Genomic DNA, 20,907 nt, shown 5'->3' with positions numbered 1-20,907 from the left:
TTTCACCCCCACCACGGAGTGAGCGGTATGGCCAGGTATGTGTATGTCATTGGTACCGCAGACACCAAGCTGGAAGAGCTGGTCTGGCTGAAGTCCTGTCTGCATGCGGCTGGCGTGGATTCCCGTATTATTGATGTGTCTACCGGAACCCCCGCAGAGTTAAGTGAAAACAGCAAGATAGATATTCCGGCAACGCAAGTTGCGGAATATTACCCGGAAGGTAGCGCGGCGGTTTTCTGCAATGAGCGCGGCCGGGCGGTGACGGCCATGTCTGTGGCTCTCTCCCGTTTTCTGCGCAGTCAGTCTGAGGATATTTCGGGGTTGCTCGGCATAGGCGGCTCTGGCGGTACTGCACTGATATCACCCGCCATGAAGGCGATGCCGATTGGCATGCCCAAACTGATGGTATCGACAATGGCTTCCGGTAATGTCAGCGAGTATGTCGGTGGTATGGATATCGCCATGCTGTATACCGTTACCGATCTCAGTGGTCTCAATTATCTTTCCCGTTCCATTCTTTCCAATGCCGCCAACATGATTGCCGGCGCGGTTAATCACGTTATTGCACCTAATCGGGCACAAAAGCCGGTACTCGGGCTGACTATGTTTGGTGTGACCACGCCCGGAATCAATCAACTGGTCGCCAGACTGAATCATCAGTATGACCCGCTGGTATTCCATGCAACGGGCAACGGCGGTACTTCGATGGAACGGCTGGTTGAAAATGGCGAGATCGTTGGCGTGCTGGATATTACGCTGACTGAGATCGCGGACCTGCTGTTTGGCGGCGTTCTGGCGTGCCCGGAAACGCGGCTGGACTGTATCGCTCAGACTGAAGTGCCGTGGGTGGGCAGTACCGGTGCACTGGATATGGTCAATTTCGGTGAACCAGGCAGCATACCTGAGCGTTATGCTCAGCGGCAGTTTGTCGAACATAACGCTCAGGTGACGCTAATGCGCACCACACCAGAGGAAAACTACCAGCTCGGGAAGTGGATTGGTCGCAAGCTCAATCTGTGTAACGGACCGGTAAGTTTTATTATTCCAGAAGGTGGATTTTCCGCGCTTGATGCTCCAGGCCAGCCATTCTTTGATCCTAAGGCAAGGCAGGCTTTTGCCGAAGGGTTAGAGTCGGTTGTGCTACAGACGAGCCAGCGGCGAATTATAAAAACACCTCACCATATTAACGCACCTGAATTTGCAGCTCTTGTGATTGAAGAGCTCAATATCGTCATGCAACACCAGGGAAACTGCCCACCACCCGGTTTGGGGGAACACTAATGCAAAACTATAAAATACTTGTCGAAAGTCTGAAGCAAAAAGTCGCCCGTAATGAACCTGTTATTGGCGCTGGTGCCGGCACTGGCCTCTCTGCACGTAGCGAAGAGGCAGGCGGAGTGGATCTGATTGTGATTTATAACTCAGGTCGATTCCGCATGGCGGGCCGCGGTTCGTTGGCCGGGCTGATGCCGTACGGTAATGCCAACCAGATAGTGCGCGAGATGGGAAACGAGGTACTGCCTGTCGTTAAAAAAACGCCGGTACTGGCCGGTGTGTGCGGTACCGATCCATTCTGCAATCTCTCGCCGTTCCTTGATGAACTAAAAACTCAGGGATTCGCGGGCGTGCAGAACTTCCCGACCGTTGGCCTTATCGACGGTAACTTCCGCAAGAACCTGGAAGAGACGGGCATGGGCTATGCCCTGGAGGTGGATATGATCCGCCTGGCGCATGAGAAGGGAATGCTGACAACGCCTTACGTCTTTAACCCGGAAGATGCCGTGGCGATGACTCAGGCAGGGGCGGACGTGATTGTCGTGCATATGGGGTTAACGACCGGCGGCGATATTGGCGCTGAAACGGCGCATGACCTTGAGTCCTGTATACCTGTTATCAATGACTGCGCCCAGGCAGCGAAAGCGGTGAGAGACGATGTGATAGTGCTGTGCCACGGGGGACCTATCGCTGAGCCTGAAGATGCCGCGTATATTCTGGCTCATTGCCCGGATTGTCATGGATTCTACGGAGCCAGCTCAATGGAGCGTCTGCCGACTGAAAAAGCGATTAAAAATACTGTTGAAGTCTTTAAGAAAATCAAACGTCATTAAGGCGTTAGCTAATGATTAAATAATAACAACAATATATCTGGCCGCGATATAAAATTAATAAAAGGCATTACCATGAATTAGTCTGCATGAACGAGGAGTTCAGGTGACTATTTCATGGTTTTTTTTATCTGAAGTCGCAGTGGTGTTAGGCAGGCCCACGTGCAGCGGTGCTAAAAAACGGCTTAAAGATTGTGACAGCTAAAGCTCCGCCCTCCTCTTGCGTGAGCATTTTTCAGCCAGAGGACTCTCTATGCCTTTGCAGATAAAAGACATTATAGATTTGCCAGCCCTTATTGAATCGCAACAGGTAGAGTTCAAACTGGTAATCGTCGTAGATCCGGTACTCGCAGGTAAATTTGTGTGCTCAATGGCTGTATATTTTTCCGCGTAGGGCGGATACCCGAAGAGCACATGCGGTAGCAGGATGGCAAGCATTAAAATAAAAAGTACAGAACACGGCTTAGGCTCACCTCTCTGCCTATTTTGTCATACAGATAGAAGATACTTAACTATCGTGACTTACACCACTGGATAGATAAAGTGGAAAGTTAGCATGTTTTGACTAATCAATATATTTGATATGTGGTTAAGTACCTAAAGTAACTATCAAATTAAGGAAATTATCATGACGTTACGTGAGAAATTAATTGGAGCCTGGGAGCTATTCTCTTATGTTGAAATCCCCACCAACGGTACCCCCCCGATTAAAAGATTAGGGGAATCCCCTAAAGGATTGATTATATATACGCCAGACGGATATATGTCGGCACAATTAATGCTGCCTGGACGAATTAACTTTAAATCAGGAGACTGGTTTAATGCTACTTCAGAAGAGTATTGTCAGGAGGCGACCAGCTATATTGCCTACAGCGGCAAATTCTTTGTGAATGAACAGGAACAGACGTTACAACACAATATGTATGTCTCTCTGTTTCCTAACTGGACTGGTCAGACACAACCACGGGTAGTCGAGATACATGATGGTGTACTAAAACTGAGTTCAGCATCACCGATTATGTCAGGAGGTGTTGAGGTTATGTCATATCTTGAATGGCACAGGGCCGCACCTAACTGAAATCCGTATGGCGAAGCAACAACCAACCGTAGCGCGGCCTGAATTACTGTGGGCAGAAAGGTCTTGCCCTTATGCCCTCAACGGTACCCCCGCAAGGATGTTGATGTGGGTAGAATTTGGTTGAAGCAATACTCTGGAAAGAGCTGATTCTGGCGGGGTGCAGAAACGAAAAACGGACCTCCGTGGAGGTCCGTTGATATGAATTTGGTGCCGGACCCGGAATCATATCCACGATTAACGTGCTGTTTGTTATTGGTTTTATTGGTATTTTTTGTAAATAGCGCCCCCACGAAGGCCCCCATAAAAAATCGCTTTGGTTTTGTGAGGGTTATCACGAAAAATCGTTATTTGGCGAATGAGGCTTCGTTATGTGTGGAGTTAGCTCCACACATAACGGCCTGAGGTCCACATATAGTGGATGGAACTCCACACATAACGGTTCGGGGTCCACATATAACGGCGTGAAAAACATACTTATCTTGCCCGCAGGGTGTTAATCCGTCACCCCTGCATTGAGCTGTAAGTTGATATGTCGGGTTAGGCACTTTTGAGATAATATTTGACAGTGTCGATTATTATTTATTGAATTACATAAATATTTTAATCTTTTTTTGAGATATAGCCATGAGGCCGTTGAGATAACCAAACATCATGGCTCTATTCATTCCCTCAGAACCAGAGCTAAAGGTACTGCTCCAGAACTCTCTCCAGCTTATTCACCGCCGCCGCATACTTGGCCGGACTCTTATCCTTCAGCACCGCCAGGTTACGCGACTTCCAGCGAATCGCCGGTAGGTGTTGAATTTCAGGATAGCGATACAGCGACCAGTCAGGGGTATTTTGCTTATAGCTGAGCAAGAACTGGCGATCTCTGTCCGTAAGATGCGATTTCAGCGCTTGTGGCAGCAAAGTCGTTACTGATAAAAGGGATTCCAGCGATGTTTCCTGCTGTGTCATGCCTGAAAATTCCTGTGCGTACAGGGTAGCGATCCGCGCTGTATCCCAGTTTGGTGCCAGCAGCTCGGTAATGGGGCGGGGATGCCCTGCCAGATAGCAAAGAAAACCGTCAAAGATCTCGCGCGTCAGGCCCGGCTTTTCCAGCATATTCAGCACGTCAAACAGATCGCGCGGATGCTGGCGGTCAAGCGCGGCGCAGATTTTACCGCCGTAAAGATCCGCCAGCGAGACGACATTCATGGTGGTGAAGCCATATTCCATTTCCACCTGTTCACATACCGGCATTTCTGTTGGTGGTAATAGTAGTCCACGCCAGACCGGACTAACCTCAATCTTTATCTTCGCGTCAGCGGTGTTAACGATGATGCGCTTTTCATCCGCTTTATTCTCCTGCCGGATAGCCGTGATCCCCGGTCTGCCGTTCAGCGATTCAGTAATACGCATCAAGGCGTCATTGATGACCGCCAGATCGGTATCGCGATCAGTAAAGGTTTTATACGTCAGATCGATATCCACCGACAGGCGAGGGAAATCTTGCACAAACAAGTTGATTGCCGTGCCGCCTTTCAGGGCGAAACAGGACTCCTTCGCTACATGCGGCAGGGCAGTAATTAATAGCCTGACCTGTCGGGCATAAATATCACGCAGATCCATCTTCGACTCCTTCCGGTTTAAATGCGCGGGGAACGGTGATTTGATAATCCGGCTCCAGCCAACCGCCGGGAACGATTTGCCGTTTTCCCGAGCCGGTTTCTATACCGCTTTGATCGAGGTACTGAAAGTAAGGATGCTCATTGCGTCGGGCAAGGTAGAGCATCACGCGGTTGGTTTTAACCGAATGACTGGCGCAGAGCAAAACCTGTAATTTTCGCGGGCTGAGAAGATTCATCCCCTGAAACAGGGCATCGGCATGTTCGAATGAGATCAACGAAGGAACGCCGCAGGCGATCTCATACGCGGCTAGTTCAGGAGCGCTGCCCGTTAACTGTCGACCATCGATATTGAGTTTCGTAGTCAATGACGTTACATCAACGGTGAGGCCCGACGTATACAGCGTGACGAACGTCGCGGATTGTTCAAAGGCGGCGAACCATCCCGGTAGTTTGACGTAAGCTGGAAGCGCGAGCCAGATCTGTTGTCTGCCCGGTTCGGTATAGTGGGCATGGCCTTGTAGCGCAAGGCTAGTCAGCCCCGCCACGCGAACCTGTTTTTCCCACTGTGTTTGCAGGCAGTAAATCGCATCCACCCAGTCTGGTTCTCGACCCGTCCGGCAGTAAACTCCGTGTGCGATCCGCCTGAGCCAGCCATTCTGGACATAAAGGTAAGAGAGCTTACGATCTATGCCGTTGCGGGTAAGCCATGACTGGAGCAACACCTGACCGGGGAGGGTGTTCTGCATCAGCCAGTTTAGATAGTTTGGCAAATGTCGCCTCTTGATGGACAATTTTTAAAATTATTAAACTAGTTTAGATTCATCAATGACACATAACAAGATTGAGTTTGATTATTTTGTGATATGTCTCCTTTCAATCGGCATATCACAAAAAATAAAAACCTGAAATTACGACAGACAAGCAAACCCAAATGTATTCGGTCAGTTTAAGCGGAACGTATAACATAGGCGTAAAGTTATCGTGTAGACATAGTGAACTGATTTTGTTTAAATTTTAGACAAAGGACAATGATTTATGGCATATCAGGCAATTTTTACCGGCTGGGATGCGTTGACAATTGAAGATCTGGTGGTTGCTTACCGGAAAGCAAAAGCTGACTGTTTCTTTGAGAATACTTTTCCCACAGCAATCAAATTTGCTGAATATGAACAGGATCTTCTCGGCAATCTCAATAAACTTTTAGATAGTTTACAGAGTCATAACGGTTTTTGTTCTAATAGCGATTTTATTGGTGAATTTCGCCTGCTGCCAAAAAAATTATCGATTAAGAAAAGACCGGATATAGAGAAAAATGGGCATGTTCATTTTTCTAATCCTGTTCGAGCTGCCGATCATTTATTTGATAACTTCGAACTGACGCCTGAGTTTCGTATCATTGGCGATTTTCCAGTGAATACACATATTATTTCTGCTTTATGGATTAATATGGTAGGGCATCAATTTGATGCTGGTCTGAAAAATTGTTGCTATGGAGCTCGTCTAAAACGTATTCGTAATGAAGAAATATTGAGCAATGAGCAGGATAAACCCTTTCATATTAGTGCAATTGGTTCATTCTCACCTTACTTTCATCCCTATCAGAAATGGCGTGGCGATGGTTTAAAGGCCATACGTGACGAATTAGATAAAGATCGTGATGTTATTGCAGCCTCATTAGATTTAAAGGGTTATTATCATTTTATTGATCCGCTGGCGATAATTTCTGAAGATCTCCATGTTGCGTTGAGTGTAAAACTCACTAATGAAGAAAAAGAATTCAATCTACAGTTAGCGAAATTATTAAAGCGTTGGTCTGATGGCGCATCAGAATTCGGAAAACAGATTGCAAATAAAAAAGTGGTAATAACTGGTGGTCTGGTAATTGGTCTAACGGCTAGCCGAATCATATCGAATATTTTATTGCATCGCTGGGATCAACTAATTCTTGAGAAGCTATCTCCGGTTCACTACGGACGTTATGTCGATGATATGTTTCTGGTGATACGAGATACTGGAGCAATTACCAATAATCGTGAATTTATGGCGTTATTGCAGGAACGGCTTGGTAAAGACTGTATTAAACCTGTGCCAGATAAAGAGCAGGTATGGCAAATAGAGCAAGGTGAGAAGTTTCAGGCTAAGACAACCATTCAACTTCAGTCTGATAAGCAAAAGCTTTTTATTCTTCAGGGAGGAGCCGGGATTGACCTCTTGGACAGCATCGAAAAAGAGATCTATGAACTTTCCAGTGAACACCGACTGATGCCGTCGCCGGATCAACTGGAAGATTCTACTGCCGCGAAAGTTCTTTCTGCTGCCGGTAGCGTAGGTGAAAATGCTGATACGTTGCGTCGGGCGGATGGATTAACTATCCGCCGCTTAGGATGGTCTCTGCAATTGCGTCATGTTGAAACCTTGGCGCGAGATCTGCCTCCCGGTGAATGGAAAGAACAACGAGAAGAGTTTTATCAGTTTGCATACAACCATATTCTCCGGGCGGATAACTTGTTTGCACATTTCAGCTATTTGCCCAGATTACTTGGTTTTGCTATCAGTATGAACGAATGGCAGCATGTCGAAAAAATCGTACTTAAAGCCTACCATTCAGTAGATAGACTGGCTTCAGTTATCAAATCAGGTGAAAAAATAACGATCAATGGTTGTGAAACCAAAGCAATAAAGAATCTCTGGCATTCCGCAAAAGGTACCCTGACTTGGTTATTTGTTGATGCGGCAACCCGTTTTTATTCTCCTGATAAATTATTTCTTGGTCAGTGCTCTAAAAAAGAAAAGCATTTATCAGGTATCTTTCTTTCTCAGATGATCGACAGCCTTGTACAATTTAAAGAATTAACTAATTTACGATTTGATTTTGCTGATTTTAATAAAAAGGCGCAGTCAGTTGCACTGGCGGATCTAGCGAAAGAGCCTTATAAGAAAATCTTACAAAGCCAGTCAGCAGGAAAACTCGTAGGCCAGCGTGATGGTAAGAAGGAAAGTAAAATTCTGAAATCAATAAATGCTGCATCGCTGATTGATATCGACATTCTTAAAGCGTTTCTGAAGTCAACCAGAAACACTCGTCTTGAAAAAGTGGAAAAAGGGGATCGCAAGAATGAGAGCTACTTGCCGTATGTTTTCCCAACGCGACCTTTAACGCCTGCTGAAATATCCGAACTGGCGCCTGAATGTGTCGGGTTACCCACCGCAGATGGTAAAATGCTGGATGATCGGCCTTCCGTTATCTGGGCTAAATATACACAAGCATTGCGTGGAGTGTGGATAAAGCCAACGTTGCTTGCAACAGAACAGGATACGGAAGATGCAACGACAACGTCACGAACACGGAAATTTCTCCACATTGGTACTGATAAAAAACGTAAAATTGTTGTGGCATTAACCAATATCAGAACCGATGAAGATGATTGGGCAAAAATGGCTTGTAATAAATCAGAACTATCACGCAGTCGATATCAGCGTATATCCGAATTGGTTAATGCAACGCTAAAATTATCACCTAAACCTGATTATGTTTTATTCCCCGAACTTTCTGTGCCGCTACGCTGGGTTAATAGCATTGCTGAGCGATTAAGTTCGGCTGGCATCAGTCTGATTGCCGGTACGGAATATCGCCATATTAATGATCATCAGCTACTTAGTGAGGCTGTACTCGTCCTGTCAGATAACCGATTGGGATATCCTGCATCGGTGAAAATATGGCAACCTAAGCTGGAACCTGCTGTCGGGGAAGATGAAGCATTACATTCAATGTATGGTAAATCGTGGGCATTTTCGACGCTCAGTGCGAAACAACGTAAGCCTGTTTATATTCATCATGGCGTTAATTTTGGCATCATGATTTGTTCTGAACTTCAGAATAGCAAGGCAAGAGTACGATTTCAGGGAGCTGTTGATGCCCTGATGGTACTAAGCTGGAATAAAGATCTTGACACTTTTGCGTCGTTGATCGAATCAGCCGCACTTGATGTACACGCATACACTATTTTAGTGAATAACCGTAAATACGGTGACAGTCGTGTGCGTTCTCCGGCAAAAGAGTCTTTTATGCGTGATATTGCTCGTGTGAAGGGAGGAGATAATGATTTTGTCGTTGCGGCTACGCTGAACATTGATGCTTTAAGAGCTTTCCAGAGCAGGGCTAAGCGGTGGACTAAAGAAGGAGATAAATTCAAGCCATTACCTGAAGGATTCCGTTTGGCCAGAAATAGAAAAAAACTACCACCAAAATAATATTTAGTGGCTCAGGTTATTTTGGGAGAATGTAAGGGAAAATTCTTGCTGTTCACGACCCTTAGCGGTATCTTTGCCCGGCACCTGCAAATTCAGGTGCCGGGATTGGTCTCCCGAATATCATACCTGCGACATATGACGCGTTAGCGTCTTTTTTATGTCGCGCGTCCGGCTATACCTCTATGGTGGGCTGGGCGGGGGCACCGCAAGGTGCGCCGGTGTAGGTATGGCCGGTAAGACCAACTCCGTTCAGTTCACCACCCGGAAGATTGGTCTCTTCGGTGGTGGAATTTAAATTCACATACCGGAGGTTGCCTTATGGCTACTACCCCAATCCAGACACATCCGTTACTTGCTGTTCCCTTCAACGCTGCCACGGACTTCACCGTCCTCGCCAGCCACTGCGAAAACTTCGCCGAGACCCTGATTGAAAGTAAAGATATTGCGTTAAAAATGGCGCCCTGCGGCAGACTCAACGCCGCTCCAGCCTACGCTGTTAGAACCCGTCCCGCCTCACCTTGTTGAAAGCCTGACCGTTGATACTCTTCCGGCAAACTCCCCTCAATTTGGGCCCGAATGCACCGAGCTTTGTAATTATTGCCTTGCCCTGACGCAGACGCTGGCGGGACAGGGGTTTTCCTCAGAAACGGAGAAATTCCTGAGTTGGTTGCTGTATGACCTGCTCAACTACTTCGCGGCGGAAATGAAAGCCCCGCGCTGGATACGCACCACCGACGGCGTGAAGTTTATTGACGAGGTGGCGGCATGATGGAACCTGACTGGCATTCCGTCAATATTATCGCGGCGCTGAAAAAGCAGTGAATGTCAGTGTCTGCCTTTTCCCGTAAATCAGGGCTGGCGTCCCCTACGCTGGCAAACGCACTTACCCGTCGCTGGCCCAAAGGCGAAAGGCTGATCGCCGAAGCGTTGGGTATTGCGCCAGAACAAATCTGGCCTTCCCGCTACCGCAGATCTGAATATCACTAAAGCAAAACAGAATCTCTCGATCTTTTGTCTGTATTTGCGGGCGGAAGGTGGGGAGAAGGAAAGCAGAGTGTGGCAGTTTGCCATTTTTATCTGACAGTCCCTGAGTATTGAGGGTGGGGCTATTACAGGTAATCGAATCTGGATCCCAAAACGCAAAAACCCAGCCTGGCGGCTGGGTTCTTTAATTTGTGGTGCCCGGACCCGGAATCGAACCAGGGACACGCGGATTTTCAATCCGCTGCTCTACCGACTGAGCTATCCGGGCAACGGGGCGCATTAAACCGTAAAGCGCTTGTGGCGTCAACGACTTTGTCATTGCTACGGCGCGTTTGACTGAATTATGTGCGCTATGGCGGGGCAACTGGTTGCGCGCCAGGCGAAAAGCTGTCACCATCGCGCCGTTTTGGTTCAGGGCTAACGCGGGACCGTATCATGAACCTGCCTACATTCTATTCTCTTTTCTTCGCGCACTGCGCTGTATCGCTCACTATGCGGTGAGGGGATCGCACGTATAGCGCAGGACAGCAGTAAAACCAGAGCCTCTCTGCTTTTACTGATGTCTGGCGGTCGGAGCTGAAACCCAGACCGAACTCTTCAGACAGCAGTGGGTACACGCCGCTCAGGCGCTGTGCCGCAGCACCCGTTTAGTTTTTGTCCGGGGGATCTGGATCTGTGAAACCGTTAAAAATCGCCGTCAGCCATGAGTTGCTGCCCCTTATTGCCAGCCAGCGCGAGATAGTCACGCTGGACAGTACCGACTTTACCGATGTCGCGGCGGTGGTGTTGAGCCCTGGCGACAGCCGCAGCGGCATTCTGGCGCTGCTTAAGCGTACCGGCTTCGGTATGCCGGTGTTTCTGTATAGCGATGCGCGGCAGACGCTGCCGGAAGGCATTACGGCGAACTTAAGCGGCGAGCAGGATTTTCCGGCGCTGGAGGCAGCGGCTTTGGCCTGGGAGCAGGCTTTGCTGCCGCCGTTCTTCGGTACTCTCAGCCAGTATGTGGCCATGGGCAACAGCACCTTCGCCTGCCCGGGTCATCAGCACGGTGAATTCTTTAAAAAACACCCGGCCGGTCGCCGTTTTTACGACTTCTTTGGCGATAACCTGTTTCGCGCCGATATGTGCAACGCCGACGTGCGGCTTGGGGATCTGCTGATTCATGAAGGTTCGGCCAAAGAGGCGCAGAAAAACGCGGCCCGGGTGTTTAACGCCAGTAAAACCTGGTTTGTGCTGAATGGCACCTCGGCGGCCAATAAGGTGGTGACCAATGCGCTGCTGACCCAGGGCGATCTGGTTTTGTTCGATCGTAACAACCATAAGTCCAATCATCATGGCGCGCTGTTACAGGCCGGAGCTACGCCTGTCTATCTGGAAGCGGCGCGTAACCCCTTTGGGTTTATCGGCGGCATTGATTCCCACTGCTTCGATGAAGGCTGGATACGGGAGCGGATCCGCGAAGTGGCGCCGGAGCGCGCCGATACGCCGCGGCCATTCCGGCTGGCGGTGATCCAACTGGGCACTTATGACGGCACTCTGTATAACGCCCGCAAGGTGGTGGAGAGCATTGGGCCACTGTGCGACTACATTCTGTTCGACTCCGCCTGGGTGGGCTATGAGCAGTTTATCCCACTGGTCTCTGATTGCTCGCCGCTGCTGTTGGATCTTAATGAAAACGACCCCGGCATTTTCGTGACCCAGTCGGTTCACAAGCAGCAGGCGGGTTTCTCCCAGACCTCGCAAATCCACAAAAAAGACGATCATATCCGCGGTCAGGCGCGTTTTTGCCCCTACAAGCGCATGAACAACGCCTTCATGATGCATGCCTCTACCAGTCCGTTTTATCCGCTGTTTGCGGCGCTGGACGTCAACGCCCGCATCCACGACGGGGAGGGCGGGCGTCAGCTATGGGCGCAGTGCGTCACCCTGGGCATCGAAATCCGTAAGCAGATCCTGGCGAGCTGCCGGATGGTTCGCCCCTTTGTGCCGGATGTGGTGGAAGGGCGCCCCTGGCAGGACTATCCGACTGAGCAAATTGCCCGGGAGCGCCGCTTTTTCAGTTTTGAGCCGGATGCAGGCTGGCACGGCTTTAGCGGCTACGGACGCGATGAGTATCGGGTGGATCCCTGCAAGCTGCTGCTGACCACGCCGGGCATCGACGCCGCCAGCGGTGAGTATCAGGAGTTCGGCGTACCGGCAGCGATCCTTGCCCACTACCTGCGGGAAAACGGCATCGTGCCGGAAAAAGCGGATCTCAACTCGATCCTGTTCCTGCTGACCCCCGCGGAAAGCCCGGAAAAGATGGCGCGGCTGGTGGCGGCGCTGGTCCGCTTCGAACAACTGCTGGAGCAGGATGCGGCGTTTCAGGATGTGCTACCGAGTCTGTGGCAGAAGTATCCGCAGCGCTATCGCGGCTACGGTCTGCGCCAGCTATGCCAGGAGATGCATCAGCTCTACGTGCGCCACGACATTAAATCGCTGCAAAAGGCGATGTTCCGTCTGGAAAGCCTGCCGCAGGTCGAACTGGGCGCGAAGCAGGCTCACGACGAATTTATTCGCGGTAATGCCGAACTGGTGGCGCTCTGCGAGGCCCAGGGCCGGGTTGCGGTCGAAGGGGCGCTGCCTTATCCGCCAGGGGTGCTGTGCGTGGTACCGGGGGAAGTGTGGGGCGGTGCCGCGCAGCGCTATTTCCTGGCGCTGGAGGATGTTCTGAACCAGCTTCCGGGCTTTGCGCCGGAGCTACAGGGCGTTTACCCGCAGTGCGATGACGCCGGTGTAACCCGGCTGTACGGCTATGTGCTGAAAGGCTGAAACTGACGCCCCCGGTTGCGGGGGCATCAGATAGTTTAGCCTCCCCGCAGGTAGCTCTTCTGGGCGGTATTCACCTTGTAGAGATAGCGGCGCGACTCCGCCGACGGGTGGCGGTTGGTCAGGGTTTCATAGACATCACCCGGATCCATACTGTTGATGATGCTAAAGGCCCGGGTTTTATCGCTGTTAAACACCCTCAGTACGCTGCCTGCGCCGCCGTTATAGGCGGTAATCACCGCATAGCGACGCGAAGTGGGGTTATCGATACCGGAAAGATACACGTTGCCCAGCATCGCCAGGTAGGCGGTACCCGTGTCGATATTGCTGGCCGGATCGAGCAGATAGCTGCGGCTGGGTTTACCCCACTTGCCTCGTGCGCGAAACACATCCAGTCCGGCGGTATGCTGCACCACCTGCATCAGCCCCAGGGCATCGGAACGGCTCACCGCATAGGGGTTAAAGCTCGATTCGGTCTGCATAATCGCCAGAATCAGCGACTCTTCCACGCCGTACTTGCGCGAAGCCTCGCGTACCATGCCCAGATATTTATGGGCGCGTTTATCCAGGTGGTTCGGCACCAGGTTAATGGTCACGCTGTAGATAATCCGTAGGCCGTTGCTGCTTCGGCGCTGCTGGAGCTTATTGTTCAGCAACCAGTCGGCGAAGCGATCGGCGCGCCACTGCCAGCGAATGGCTTCGCCGGTGTTATCCACCACCTGACCATAGAGGAATGGCTCTTTGGATATGTTGATGTCATCGGCGTCGGAATAGAGATCGACCGTGCCGGGATCGTCGCCCATCAGCAGGGTGGTGACAATAGCCTGCTTCAGGCGCGCCGCAGGCTCGGTCCCGGCGATAGTTTCAACGGTTATGGTCCCTTCATCAAAGTTGATGTGGCTGCGGGTCATAAAGCCGTCGGTATACTTCACGTAATCTTTGGGGCCGGCGATCAACACTTCGTCGAAGCCCCAGATATTTTCAATGTTATGGGCAAACTGGCCCATCAGAATGTCGAAACCGTTCGTATCCTTGGCGGGGGGCAGTGGTTCCCTGGGCTTATTACCAGAGCAGGAGACCAGCAGCGGCGCCACCAGGGCCAGCGCTAAGAGTTTTTTCATTGTTCCGGGAGTGCTGTTGTTAGTGTGCTAAAGGGCCGTAGCCCTCACTTATTTCTCGGGCGGCGTGTAGCCTTCAATGTGTACGTCTTTGCCCTCGAACAGGAAGTTCACCATCTCCTGTTCCAGTTGCTTGCGGTGTTCCGGATTCATCATGTTGAGTTTTTTCTCGTTAATCAGCATGGTCTGCTTCTTCTGCCATTCGGCCCAGGCTTCTTTTGAGATCTCGTTGTAGATCCGCTTGCCCAGCTCGCCAGGGTAGAGCTGGAAGTCCTGGCCTTCGGCATCGCGCTTCAGGTAAGTGCAGTAAATTGTGCGACTCATCATTAATCCTCTTTAAACAGCGCGAGCGGCATCGACCGGATCGCGGTGTAATTGCTGTAACAGACGCTCCACGGGAGCTGCCAGACCTACGCCCGGCGGCTGCGCTAAGTTATACCAAAGAGCCGCTCCCTCATCCATGCAGGCCGCCATCGAGGACACGGAAAGCCACATTGGCACGATGTCCAGATGAAAGTGGCTGAAGGTATGGCGAAAGGCGGTAAGCTGCGTCAGACCGCCATCGGCAATGCCGTGGCGGGCCAGCCAGGCGCGCAGGCCAGCTTCATCTTCGAATTGCGGGAAGCAGTATAGTCCACCCCACAGGCCGCTTGGCGGGCGCTGGTTCAGAAAAACCTCATCGCCGTGCTGCATCAGCAGGAAGTAACCGGTACGCTCCGGGATCGTCTGTTTCGGTTTTTTGCCCGGGTAGCTGCTCTGGGTGCCGTTGGCGAACGCCACGCAGCCGCTATTCAGCGGGCAGATATCGCATTTGGGGCGCGATCGGGTACAGACCATGGCGCCCAGGTCCATCATCGCCTGATTAAAGCGTTCCACGCCGCTGGCGGGGGTAACCTCATCGCTAATCTGCCACAGCCGGTTTTCCACCTCTTTCTTTCCGGGCCAGCCGCTTACGGCATAGCAGCGCGCCAGTACGCGCTTTACGTTTCCGTCGAGAATGGGGTAACGCTTGCCGAGCGACAGGGAAAGAATGGCCCCTGCGGTGGAACGACCTACGCCAGGCAGCGCATTGATGTCATCGAAGTTTTCCGGAAAGTGCCCGCTATGGCGCTCCAATACCTGCTGTGCTGCCTTATGCAGGTTGCGGGCCCGGGCGTAGTAGCCCAACCCCGTCCACAGATGCAGCACGTCGTCCAGCGGCGCCTGGGCCAGGGCGGTTACCGTCGGGAATCGCGCCATAAAGCGTTCGAAATAGGGGATCACCGTAGCGACCTGGGTCTGCTGAAGCATCACTTCAGAGAGCCAGACCTTATAAGGCGTTTTTTCCTGCTGCCAGGGCAGGGTTTTACGGCCAAATTTGTCATACCAGGCGAGTACCCGGCGTGAAAATTGAAGGGCTTGCATGTTTTTTTACGGCATCCCACATTGAATTACCTGGAGGCTGATTCCAGCACAGAGCGATAAGCCCTGTAAACCGGAAGTTTCCGGTGCTTGCATCCGGGTATTAACTTTGGATAATGCCCGCTTGCTTTCATTCTCAACAACAGCCAGGTTTTCACCATGAATAATGACGTCGTCTCACCGGAATTTGACGAAAGCGGCCGCGCCATGCGCCGTATTCGCAGCTTTGTTCGCCGCCAGGGGCGTCTGACCAAAGCACAACAGCATGCGCTGGACCACTACTGGCCAGAGATGGGCGTTGAGTTTTGCGCCGAACCTCTGGACCTGGGCGCGCTGTTCGGTAACGACGGCCCGGTCACGCTGGAAATTGGCTTCGGAATGGGCGCTTCGCTGGTAGCGATGGCCGAGGCCCGGCCTGAGCAGAACTTCTTAGGTATTGAGGTGCACTCGCCAGGCGTGGGTGCCTGCCTGAGCTCGGCCCACGAAGCCGGGGTGAAGAACCTGCGCGTGATGTGTCATGATGCGGTGGAAGTGCTGGAAACCATGATCCCGGACAACAGCCTGAACATGGTGCAACTCTTTTTCCCTGACCCGTGGCACAAAGCACGTCATAATAAACGCCGTATCGTTCAGGTCCCCTTCGCCGAAATGGTAAAACGCAAGCTGAAACTGGGCGGCGTTTTCCATATGGCGACCGACTGGGAAGCCTACGCAGAGCATATGCTGGAAGTCATGACCAGCATCGAAGGCTACCGCAATCAGTCGACGACTGGCGATTATGTGCCGCGCCCGGAGACGCGCCCGGTAACCAAGTTTGAACAGCGTGGTCATCGTCTTGGCCACGGAGTATGGGACTTAATGTTCGAGAGGGTGAAATAATGGCGAAGAATCGTAGCCGTCGTCTGCGTAAGAAATTGCATATCGAAGAGTTTCAGGAGCTGGGCTTTTCCGTTGCCTGGCGCTTCCCGGAAGGCACTTCTGAACAGGCCGTCGATCGGGCCGTGGATGACTTCATTAATGAGGTCATCGAGCCGAATGGTCTGGCTTATGATGGCAGCGGCTATCTGGCCTGGGAAGGGCTTATCTGCACCCAGCAGATCGGCAAGTGTACCGAAGAGCACCGCACCCTGGTCCGCCAGTGGCTGGAAGCGCGCAAGCTCGAAGAGGTGCGCCTGAGCGACCTGTTCGATGTCTGGTGGGACTAATCTAATCCGTTGCGGGTCGGCGTAAGTCGGCCCGCCTGCTTTACAGGAGAAAGGAATGGCGATAATTCGTAAAGCGCTGATGGCAGTGCTGCTGGTTACAGCCGCCCATGCCCAGGCGGAATACAAATGCGGCGTTCAGCCTAAGGACGATGTGGTAATCAAACCGCAGACGGTGCAGGTAGTGGGCGAGAATGGTGACCTGACCATCGCGCCGGACGGCGCCGTGAACTATAACGGCAAGGCGCAACAGCTTAGCGCCGCCCAGCGCGAGCAGGCTCAGGACTACCAGAAAGGACTGCGCGAGGCGCTGCCGTGGATCGATGACGGCGCCCGTACCCGGGTAGAGCGTGGTCGGGTGGCGCTGGATAAAATCATCACCGAGCAGGTGGGTGAAAGCAGCAATATGCGTAAGCGTCTGACCGAACTGGACAGCCAGCTTAAAGCGCAGATGAACCGTATTATCGAACACCGCCAGGATGGGCTGACCTTCCACTATAAGGCTATCGATCAGGTGCGTGCCGACGGCCAGAAACTGGTCAATCAGACCATGGGCGGTATTCTGCAGGACAGCATTAACGAAATGGGCGCGAAGGCGACCAGTTCTGGCGGCAGCAACCCTTTGCAGGGCATCCTGGGGAATCTGGGCGGTTTGCAGAGCGCCATTCAGAGCGAATGGAAAAACCAGGAAAAGGATTTTCAGAAGTTCGGCAAGGATGTTTGTAGCCGCGTGACCACGCTGGAAGAGCAGCGTCAGACGCTGGTGAAGGGGCTGAAGTAATTTTCCCCCCACCCCGGCCCTCTCCCAAAAGGAGAGGGCCGGGGTGGGGTCACCGCATCTCCAGCGCCTCCAGAATCGCCTCCATCACCGCCTCCTCATTCTCCCACAACTGATTATTCCAGAAGTGAATTACTCGCCACCCCTGCGTTCTCAACCACGCCTCTCTGCGCCTGTCATACTCAACCCGGCAAGCATGCTGCCCGCCATCCAGTTCAATCGCCAGGCGAACCGCGCAGCAGGCAAAATCGAGAATATAACGCCCCACCGGATGCTGGCGGCGAAATTTATAGCGCGCAAAACGGCGGTCACGCAGCATATACCAGAGCCGTTGCTCCTCACGGGTAAGGCTGCGCCGTAGCGTCCGGGCGTGGTGGGTGATGGTTTTCATGGCGGCCATCGTGCCACAATAAATCCCGCCCTGCGCTTTCTGATGCCGGTTCTGGAATCCATATTCAGACAAACGCTCTTTTACCTGGTAAACCCAGCGGGGCTGGCTACGCTCTATAACAGTCCAATAACTATAAGGAAGTAGCATGAAACTGTTTCCAGCTCTGACACTGGGGGCGCTGTGGGTTTCCGGCGCTCTTGCCGCACCGCTTCCCTGGTATCCCATCCACTACGAAGATATTCCTGTGCCGCAAGGCGTGGCGCCCTGGCTGCCCACCTTTTCTGACGATGGCGCGACGGTCTGGTTCCAGAACCAGTACGACGGCAATATCTGGCGGATTGCGCTAAATGATAAAACCCCGCACTGCGTGACCTGCGATTTTAGCGATCGCCCACAGTCGCTGGAGTCGGGTTTTAGTTACGCGCTGGCGGATAACCGGCGTCTTTTCATTGCTACCCGGGAACTGAGTCCCATCGGCGGCAGCGACGATCAAACGGCTTTCGACGGCTGGATGCTGGAGTGCCAGCCGTCGCTGACCCGCTGCGACAGCCATCAGTTTATCCCTGTCGAGATGGCGGGCGACCGCGAGGGGATGCAGGAAAACGTGCGCCTGCTAATGCGCCGGACCTGGCATCTGGCGCCGGACGGTGTACACCTGGGCTGGACAGACATTCGTTCGGATGGTTCGGCAATGCTGGTCGGTGCGCTGGAACGCCAGGCGGATCGCTACCGGGTAAAGGATATCCGGGTGATTAATCCGCCGGGGCCGGACAGCGCGGTGGATCGGGCCGAATACGCATCCCAACTGTGGGAGCTTAAATCCTTTGTCGATGGCGGCCGTTCGGCGCTGGTGGTGGCGGAGCTTAACAGCAATATCGACCCCTGGAAGGTAGATCTGGCTACCGGCAAGGCGACCCGTATGACCGCCTACGGCGACTGGGATGAAGATGGCGCTATCTCCCCGGATGGCGGCATGGAGGTGGTTTATTCATGGCGAACCCGCCAGCGGCTGGAGGTGACGTCGGCCATTCCACAACTGCGTAACTTTATCGCGCTACCGCTGATGACCAATATCTTTGTTTCCTGGATCTCCACCTGGCCTGGCTTCCAGTGCGATCTCTCGCCGTGGCTGCTGCCGGGGGATGGCGACAACGGCGGCAAGCTGGTGGGGCAGCCGCTAAGGGTATACAGCGACAGCGAAACCGCGGGCAACAATCTGGCGGCGCTGCCGTTCTGGAGCCCGGACTCCACGCGCATTCTGCTGCAGGGGCGCCTGCGCGAACCGGTGCCGGATGACTACTCCGAGGCGGTAAAAACCAAGGGGCTGGTGCCGCCGCGGGTCATGATGGTTCGCCTCGATCGCGACGCCACCCAGCCACAGCCTGCGGTGAGTACGGCGATCGGCGACTGGGCGCCGCCGGTGAGCGAATGGCGTGGCGCTATGGCTAACGATCGCACCGAAACCCTGGCGGGCCGGGCATCTGGCAGCGTGGTGGTTACCTGGCGCGGCGATCTGATAAGCGGCGGAGTGGATGCCACCTTTAATGACTTCAGCGACGATGGTAAAACCTTCGTTAACGGCACGGTCACCTCGCAGATGACACAACGGCCCACGGCGGAAAATCTGCCGCAGATCCATATTGATATCCGGGTCAGCGGCGAGAATCAGGGCAGTATGAAGGCGGATATTGTGAAGCAACTGGATAATTCCCTCCAGGGAGACTGGCAGAGCACCTATAACGGCGTTGCCCGTTCGGGGCTGCCTGTGGTGGGGCCCTGCTACAGCAGGCTGCCGCAGAAAACGCCGCTTCAGGCGACCCGTGCGACAGAAGGGCAGCAGACGCTGGTCACCGTTCAGGCCGATATTCACGGCGACGTGCGTCCGGTACAGAATGCCAGGGTGACGGCGAAGGGTCAGACCGTAAAAACCGATGCGCAGGGCAGAGCGCGGCTAAGCGATGTCCAGGGGACTATCAATGTGAACGCAGGTGAAACCTTCCAGCCGGTGACGCTAACGCCGTAGCCGTTACCTGGATAGCATCACATTATTTGTTTGTCGCGTTGCGATAATGCAGGAAGTTTAACTGTCCGGAGAAATCATATGGATATTTTCAGGAAAACGGCCCTTGCGGTACTGATGACGGGGCTTAGCGGTGCCGCGCTGGCCTTACCGAATGTCACCCTGCTGGCCACGGGGGGAACTATTGCCGGAGGCGGCGATTCGGCAACGGCCTCAAACTATACTGCGGGTAAAGTCGGCGTCGAAAATCTGGTGGAAGCCGTTCCGCAACTGAAAGATATTGCAGTGATTAAAGGTGAGCAGGTGGTGAATATCGGCTCTCAGGATATGAATGACGGGGTCTGGCTAACCCTTGCGAAGAAGATTAACGCCGGGTGCGATAAAACCGATGGTTTCGTGATCACCCACGGCACCGATACCATGGAAGAGACCGCTTATTTTCTTAATCTGACGGTTAAGTGCGACAAGCCGGTGGTACTGACAGGCGCCATGCGCCCATCAACCTCAATGAGCGCGGATGGCCCCTTTAATCTCTATAACGCGGTGGTGACTGCCGTTGATAAAGCGTCCGCAGGCCGCGGCGTGCTGGTGGTGATGAACGACAGCGTATTCGATGGCCGTGATGTCACCAAAACCAATACCACCAATGTCGCTACCTTTCAGTCCGTTAACGCAGGCCCGTTGGGCTATATTCACAATGGCAAAATCGATTATCAGCACACGCCTGCCCGTAAACACACCACCGCCACGCCGTTCGACGTCTCTCAACTGAGCAGCCTGCCGAAGGTGGGGATTGTTTATAACTACGCGAACGCGTCTGACCTTCCGGCTAAGGCATTGATCGATGATGGCTATGCAGGCATTGTCAGCGCGGGCGTCGGCAACGGCAATCTGTATAAAACGCTGTTTGATACTCTGGCGACCGCCGCCCATAAAGGCGTTGCCATTGTGCGTTCTTCGCGGGTGCCAACGGGGGCTACCACCCGGGATGCCGAAGTTGATGATGCGAAGTACGGCTTTGTGGCCGCCGGTACGCTGAATCCCCAGAAAGCGAGGATTTTGCTGCAGCTGGCCTTAACGCAGACCAAAGATCCACAGCAGATTCAGGCGATGTTTGACCAGTATTAAGATACAGAGCCGTGCGGAGCAAAGCCCCGCACG

At 52.8% G+C, this 20,907-nt stretch carries 16 protein-coding genes, 1 tRNA gene and 2 pseudogenes; 12 read left to right on the top strand and 7 right to left on the bottom strand.

The annotated features are described in order from the left end of the window. The first annotated feature begins 27 nt into the window (after positions 1 to 27). The 3 genes from SCU88_RS21105 (at position 28) to SCU88_RS21095 (ending at position 3,183) form a co-directional block, all read left to right on the top strand. Positions 28 to 1,281: a Tm-1-like ATP-binding domain-containing protein gene (locus SCU88_RS21105; protein WP_175340696.1), complete on the top strand. Its 1,254-nt coding sequence runs from the start codon at positions 28 to 30 to the stop codon at positions 1,279 to 1,281. Beyond that, entirely contained in the window at positions 1,281 to 2,108 is an 828-nt protein-coding gene (locus tag SCU88_RS21100) for a phosphoenolpyruvate hydrolase family protein (RefSeq protein WP_138093640.1), read from the top strand. Before SCU88_RS21105 ends, SCU88_RS21100 begins: the two co-directional genes overlap by 1 nt. A gap of 625 nt (positions 2,109 to 2,733) precedes the next feature. Further along, the gene (locus tag SCU88_RS21095) at positions 2,734 to 3,183 is read left to right on the top strand and encodes a lipocalin-like domain-containing protein (protein WP_431810056.1); all 450 of its coding nucleotides are present in this window, start codon (positions 2,734 to 2,736) and stop codon (positions 3,181 to 3,183) included. A gap of 681 nt (positions 3,184 to 3,864) precedes the next feature. On the opposite strand, the gene SCU88_RS21090 is transcribed toward SCU88_RS21095, so the two are convergent. Beyond that, positions 3,865 to 4,794: a nucleotidyl transferase AbiEii/AbiGii toxin family protein gene (locus tag SCU88_RS21090; RefSeq protein WP_175340695.1), complete on the bottom strand. Its 930-nt coding sequence runs from the start codon at positions 4,792 to 4,794 to the stop codon at positions 3,865 to 3,867. Then, positions 4,781 to 5,563: a type IV toxin-antitoxin system AbiEi family antitoxin domain-containing protein gene (locus tag SCU88_RS21085; RefSeq protein ID WP_175340694.1), complete on the bottom strand. Its 783-nt coding sequence runs from the start codon at positions 5,561 to 5,563 to the stop codon at positions 4,781 to 4,783. The genes SCU88_RS21090 and SCU88_RS21085 overlap by 14 nt, the downstream gene beginning before the upstream one ends. 265 nt (positions 5,564 to 5,828) lie before the next feature. Here SCU88_RS21085 and SCU88_RS21080 point away from each other — a divergent pair, with 265 nt between their 5' ends. The 3 genes and pseudogenes from SCU88_RS21080 to SCU88_RS21070 all read left to right on the top strand — a co-directional run bounded on the left by SCU88_RS21080 (position 5,829) and on the right by SCU88_RS21070 (position 10,031). Continuing rightward, the gene (locus tag SCU88_RS21080; protein ID WP_175340693.1) at positions 5,829 to 9,044 is read left to right on the top strand and encodes an RNA-directed DNA polymerase; all 3,216 of its coding nucleotides are present in this window, start codon (positions 5,829 to 5,831) and stop codon (positions 9,042 to 9,044) included. 318 nt (positions 9,045 to 9,362) lie between these two features. Beyond that, a pseudogene (locus SCU88_RS21075) lies at positions 9,363 to 9,813 on the top strand (hypothetical protein). 53 nt (positions 9,814 to 9,866) lie between these two features. Beyond that, positions 9,867 to 10,031 carry a helix-turn-helix domain-containing protein gene (locus tag SCU88_RS21070; RefSeq protein WP_431810055.1) on the top strand — a complete coding sequence of 55 codons (165 nt, stop codon included), beginning with the start codon at positions 9,867 to 9,869 and terminating at the stop codon, positions 10,029 to 10,031. Positions 10,032 to 10,220: 189 nt separating this feature from the next. Here the strand turns inward: SCU88_RS21070 and SCU88_RS21065 are convergent. Continuing rightward, a tRNA-Phe gene (locus SCU88_RS21065) sits at positions 10,221 to 10,296 on the bottom strand. A gap of 407 nt (positions 10,297 to 10,703) precedes the next feature. Here SCU88_RS21065 and SCU88_RS21060 point away from each other — a divergent pair. Then, complete coding sequence (locus SCU88_RS21060) at positions 10,704 to 12,839, top strand: ornithine decarboxylase (RefSeq protein WP_175340692.1); 2,136 nt, start codon at positions 10,704 to 10,706, stop codon at positions 12,837 to 12,839. Between the two features lie 35 nt (positions 12,840 to 12,874). Here the strand turns inward: SCU88_RS21060 and mltC are convergent, their stop codons facing one another. The 3 genes from mltC to mutY are packed head-to-tail and all read right to left on the bottom strand — an operon-like array spanning position 12,875 to position 15,358. Next, positions 12,875 to 13,957: a membrane-bound lytic murein transglycosylase MltC gene (gene mltC, locus SCU88_RS21055; protein ID WP_138093619.1), complete on the bottom strand. Its 1,083-nt coding sequence runs from the start codon at positions 13,955 to 13,957 to the stop codon at positions 12,875 to 12,877. Positions 13,958 to 14,005: 48 nt separating this feature from the next. Then, on the bottom strand, positions 14,006 to 14,278 hold the full coding sequence (locus tag SCU88_RS21050; RefSeq protein WP_138099075.1) for an oxidative damage protection protein: 273 nt from the start codon (positions 14,276 to 14,278) through the stop codon (positions 14,006 to 14,008). A gap of 12 nt (positions 14,279 to 14,290) precedes the next feature. Beyond that, a complete protein-coding gene (gene mutY, locus SCU88_RS21045; protein WP_175340691.1) occupies positions 14,291 to 15,358 on the bottom strand; it encodes an A/G-specific adenine glycosylase in 1,068 nt (355 codons plus the stop codon). A 156-nt stretch (positions 15,359 to 15,514) separates the two neighbouring features. On the opposite strand from mutY, the gene trmB reads away from it, so the two are divergent. The 3 genes from trmB (at position 15,515) to SCU88_RS21030 (ending at position 17,338) form a co-directional block, all read left to right on the top strand. Then, on the top strand, positions 15,515 to 16,234 hold the full coding sequence (trmB, locus tag SCU88_RS21040; RefSeq protein WP_138093613.1) for a tRNA (guanosine(46)-N7)-methyltransferase TrmB: 720 nt from the start codon (positions 15,515 to 15,517) through the stop codon (positions 16,232 to 16,234). Continuing rightward, positions 16,234 to 16,560, top strand: coding sequence for a 50S ribosome-binding protein YggL (locus SCU88_RS21035; RefSeq protein WP_175340690.1), 327 nt, complete (start codon positions 16,234 to 16,236; stop codon positions 16,558 to 16,560). The genes trmB and SCU88_RS21035 overlap by 1 nt, the downstream gene beginning before the upstream one ends. Positions 16,561 to 16,621: 61 nt before the next feature. Further along, a complete protein-coding gene (locus SCU88_RS21030) occupies positions 16,622 to 17,338 on the top strand; it encodes a DUF2884 domain-containing protein (protein WP_138099074.1) in 717 nt (238 codons plus the stop codon). Here the strand turns inward: SCU88_RS21030 and SCU88_RS21025 are convergent. Further along, a pseudogene (locus tag SCU88_RS21025) lies at positions 17,311 to 17,726 on the bottom strand (endonuclease domain-containing protein). The gene SCU88_RS21030 and the pseudogene SCU88_RS21025 overlap by 28 nt on opposite strands. Before the next feature lie 145 nt (positions 17,727 to 17,871). Between SCU88_RS21025 and SCU88_RS21020 the strand changes: the two are divergent. Both SCU88_RS21020 and ansB read left to right on the top strand, forming a co-directional pair. Beyond that, positions 17,872 to 19,749 (top strand): hypothetical protein, encoded by a 1,878-nt coding sequence (locus SCU88_RS21020; RefSeq protein WP_175340688.1) that lies wholly within the window; start codon positions 17,872 to 17,874, stop codon positions 19,747 to 19,749. A gap of 78 nt (positions 19,750 to 19,827) precedes the next feature. Then, positions 19,828 to 20,874: an L-asparaginase 2 gene (ansB, locus tag SCU88_RS21015; protein WP_175340687.1), complete on the top strand. Its 1,047-nt coding sequence runs from the start codon at positions 19,828 to 19,830 to the stop codon at positions 20,872 to 20,874. Positions 20,875 to 20,907 lie beyond the last annotated feature (33 nt).

It is taken from the genome of Jejuibacter sp. L23 (assembly GCF_050815825.1).
Taxonomy (GTDB): domain Bacteria; phylum Pseudomonadota; class Gammaproteobacteria; order Enterobacterales; family Enterobacteriaceae; genus Jejubacter; species Jejubacter calystegiae.
This window is presented reverse-complemented; position numbering and strand designations above follow the sequence as displayed.